Below are 2,853 nucleotides of genomic sequence, written 5' to 3'. Positions count from 1 at the left end.
TGGTGCTCGGCGACCGCGGGGACCACCTCGTCTCCGCGCCCCACTTCGGCGACGACCTCAAGGTCCGGCTCGAGGCCCAGGAGCGCGGCGAGCGCGCCGCGGACAAGCGCCTGGTCGTCGGCGATGAGCAGCCTGATCATGCGGCCACCCGCAATCGGTACCCGCCCAGCTCCGAGCGGCCGAGGCTCAGCGTAAGCCCAGCCGCGTGCGCCCGCTCGCCGAGGCCGGACAAACCGTGCCCGGCGGGCGCCTGCCCGGGCTCGGCCGCAGACGATGGCCCGGCTCCGTCGTCGTCAATCTGGATCCAGTCGGGGCCGAACGCGACCTCGCACACGGATGCGCCCGAGTGCCGCACCACGTTCGTGACTCCCTCGCGCAGGACCCAGCCGAACAGCTCGCGGTTGGCGGCCGTCACGGAGTCGGCCGCGACGGGAAGGCGCGGCTCGATGCCAGCGGATTCGAGCGCCGCGCGCGCCTCGGCCAGCTCGGTGGCCACGCTCACCCCGCGGTAGCCACCTACGGTGGCCCGCACGTCGGCGAGCGCCCCGCGCGCAAGCTCTTCGAGGTCCGCCGCCTCGCGTTCAGCCCGGTCCGGGTCGAGCCGCACGAGCCGGCCCGTCAGCTCGGCCTTGACGGCGATCACCGTCAGCGAGTGGCCGAGGATATCGTGCAGATCCCTCGCGACCCGATTCCGCTCCTCGGCGACGGCAAGCTCGGCCAGCTCGTGCTGAGCCCCGCGCAGCTCGCGGAGCGTCTGGGCTTGGCGCCCAAGCGCCGCGAGCAGAAGACCCAGCGAGACGATGAGGGTGGGCTGGTTGAGGGCCTCGACGAACGCGAGGCCGTGGCCGAGCTGAATGGAGAGCGATACGACGAAGAGCCCCGCGAGGAAGCCCAGGAAGATTCCGCGCGGAATCTGCTGGACGCCCGCCAAGACGGCGACGTAGGTCCAGTACCAGCCCCCTCCGGACGAGTCGTACAGGAAGAACCCCAGGCTCAGGACCACGAGGAAGGCGAGAAGCCCGAGCTTGCGGGCAAGCGTCTGGCCCCAGCTGAACGGGGGGATCAGCATGAACGAGAGCATGAACACCGCGAGGTGGGCGGTGCGGAGCGGGAGGGCCCCAGCCGCGATCGCCGCGGCGGCGAAGCGATCCCAGCCGCCGATGATCCAGAAGACCACCGCGATCCCGGAGCCGATGAACCAGCGGCGTGAGGCGGGTGCGCGCAGGACGCCGAGGAGGCCGAGGGCTGAGAGGTCCTGGCCGAAGATCTCAGCCCCGCTGAGGCGCCCGAAGGCAGAGGCGCGCTGGGAGCCGGAGGTCATGCGACCACTCTAATGTCCTCCCCAAGGAGAGCCGCGAAGAGCGCCGCGAGCGCTGGAACGACGGCGGCGCCCCCGCCTAGTCTTGGCGCATGGCCACGCCGCCGGTTGCGCCGTCCCGCTCCCTCCCCCGCGGGAGCCCGTGGCTGTACGACGTGGGCCTCCGCTTGTTCGAGGGCCTCTCGCGTGCCGCGCGCCTCGAGATCACCGCGACCGGGCTCGAGAACGTCCCGCCCGGACAAGTGGTCCTCGCGATCACCCACTTCGGGTACGTCGACTTCGTCCCCGTCGCCATCGCCTGGTGGGCGCGCCGCCGCGACCGGCTCCGCTTCCTCGTGGGCCCGCGCCCGTATCGCAGCCGCCTGCTCGGTGCCGCGATCACGGCGTGTGGCGGCATGGCCGTGCTCGGCGCGCCCAACCACGCGAGCCTCAATGCGTCTGTGCGGGCCCTCGACGCGGGCTGGAGCGTGGCGCTTTTCCCCGAGGCCGGCGTGAGCCGGAGCTTCACCGTGCGGCGCTGCCACACTGGCGCCGTGCGCATGGCGGCCGCCACGGGCGTCCCCCTCATCCCCGTCGGGGTGTGGGGCGGCCACCGGGTGACGACGCGCGGGCACGGCACCTTCGGCACGCGAGGCCGGGGCTCCTTCCGCGACCTGTGGCGCGCACCGATTCGGGTGCACTTCGGCGATCCCGTGTACCCCGTCGACGGGGACGATCCCGAACGCGCCGCGGCAAGGCTCCAGCACGCGATGCAGAGGGCCGCCGACGCTGCGGCCCTCGACTTCCCGCTCGGCCAACCGGCCGGCGCGTGGTGGCTTCCGGCGAAGTTCGGCGGCGGCGCGCCGAGCGAAGCCGAACGCGACATCTGGGACGCCCGGGACGCGATGAACGGCATGCGCCCGGACCGCGACAAGATGTGAATCGAGCCACTTTCCAGGCGCCGGCGCCGCCGCGAGGGAATACCCGTGGGCCGCTTCGGTTGCACGGAGCATGACGACTCTTGGACTGATCGGAAGCGGACACATCGGATCGCAGCTTGCGCGCCTCGCCGTCGAGGCGGGGCTCGACGTGGTCGTGAGCAACTCTCGGGGCCCGGAAACCCTCAGCGATCTCGTCGCGGAACTGGGCCCCCGCGCCCGCGCCGCGTCACCGGCCGAAGCCGCAGGCGCCGCCGACATCGCGGTGGTCAGCATCCCCCTCAGGAACATCGGCCTCGTGCCCGTGGACGAGCTCGCAGGCAAGACGGTCATCGACACGAACAACTACTACCCGCAGCGCGACGGAATCATCCCCGAGCTCGAGGCCGAGGAGACCACGACCGCGGAGCTCCTCCAGCGGCACCTTCCGGACTCGCACGTGGTCAAGGCGTTCAATCACATCTACGCGCGCGAGCTCACGAGCCATGCGCTCCCTGCCGGCTCGCCGGGCCGGCGGGCGCTCGCCATCGCGGGTGACGACGCGGCCGCCAAGGCGGAGGTCGCAGCCCTCATCGACACGTTCGGCTTCGACACGGTCGACGCGGGGCCGCTCGCCGA

Annotated in this window: 4 protein-coding genes; 2 read left to right on the top strand and 2 right to left on the bottom strand. The window is 72.3% G+C overall.

Features of this window, described 5'->3' with window-relative positions; genetic code table 11:
* Positions 1–140, bottom strand: a 140-nt coding sequence (locus tag ACLN58_RS20380; RefSeq protein WP_415857056.1) for a response regulator transcription factor, incomplete at its 3' end; no start/stop codon positions are given.
* The gene (locus ACLN58_RS20375) at positions 137–1,321 is read right to left on the bottom strand and encodes a sensor histidine kinase (RefSeq protein ID WP_415857055.1); all 1,185 of its coding nucleotides are present in this window, start codon (positions 1,319–1,321) and stop codon (positions 137–139) included. The genes ACLN58_RS20375 and ACLN58_RS20380, both read right to left, overlap by 4 nt.
* A gap of 89 nt (positions 1,322–1,410) precedes the next feature.
* On the opposite strand from ACLN58_RS20375, the gene ACLN58_RS20370 reads away from it, so the two are divergent.
* Positions 1,411–2,238, top strand: coding sequence for a lysophospholipid acyltransferase family protein (locus tag ACLN58_RS20370; protein ID WP_415857054.1), 828 nt, complete (start codon positions 1,411–1,413; stop codon positions 2,236–2,238).
* 70 nt (positions 2,239–2,308) lie between these two features.
* The coding region (locus ACLN58_RS20365; RefSeq protein ID WP_415857053.1) for an NADPH-dependent F420 reductase at positions 2,309–2,853 on the top strand (545 nt) is incomplete at its 3' end.

Origin of the sequence: Sinomonas sp. G460-2 (assembly GCF_047759905.1) — a bacterium.
GTDB lineage: Bacteria > Actinomycetota > Actinomycetes > Actinomycetales > Micrococcaceae > Sinomonas.
This window is presented reverse-complemented; position numbering and strand designations above follow the sequence as displayed.